Consider the following 794-nt stretch of genomic DNA (forward strand, 5'->3'; position numbering starts at 1 on the left):
AAGAACGACCGCAACGACGCGGCCAGGATGGCCAAGGCGATACTGTCGCACGACGTCACCCCGGTATGGGTGCCGTCCCCCGAGATCGAGGGGCTCAGGGACCTCGCCGCCGCCCACGACGCCGCGACCGCCAGGCTCGCGGCGGCGAAGCAGCGGCTCCTGGCGTTCCTGGCCCGCCGCGGCTACGCCTACGGCGGCACGACGCCGGCCGGCAACCCCCGGAAGTACTGGACGTACGGCTTCCTCAGGTGGCTCGACGGCATACGCCCCGCCGACGACGGCGGCATCCGGGCGCTCGCGGCGCTGAGGAACGAGGTCGAGGCGGCCGACGAGACGAGGGAGGCCGTCCTCGCCGAATACAGGGCCGCCGTCGCGGCGGGCCCCCTCTCGGCCGAGGTCGAGGCGCTCCAGTCCATCAAGGGGTGCGGGTTCGTGCTCGCCGCCGCCTTCGCGTCCGAGGTCGGCGACTTCTCGAGGTTCCGCTCCGGCAGGCAGGTGACGGCCTACTTCGGCCTCGCCCCGAAGCAGAGGTCGAGCGCCGACTCCGTGCGACTCGGCGGAATCAGCGGGGCCGGCAACGCGCTCGTCAGGAGGCTGGCGGTCGAGGGGTCCTGGCGCTACGCCCAGGCCGGGCACCAGCCCAAGCTGATGCCCAAGGGCTCCGGAGTCCCGCTCGAGATAAGGATGCACGGGAGGAAGGGGTCCGAGCGCCTGCTCCGGCGACGCGAGGAGATGCTCGAGAGGGGCATGCCCCAGGCGAAGGCGAACGCCGCCACCGCCGCCGAGCTCGTGAG

At 72.9% G+C, this 794-nt stretch carries 1 protein-coding gene; it reads left to right on the forward strand.

The features are described from left to right. A partial coding sequence (locus tag DXC52_RS09900; protein ID WP_117747108.1) for an IS110 family transposase occupies positions 1–794 on the forward strand: 794 nt, incomplete at both ends.

The sequence above is a fragment of the Collinsella sp. TF05-9AC genome, from assembly GCF_003438495.1.
GTDB lineage: Bacteria > Actinomycetota > Coriobacteriia > Coriobacteriales > Coriobacteriaceae > Collinsella.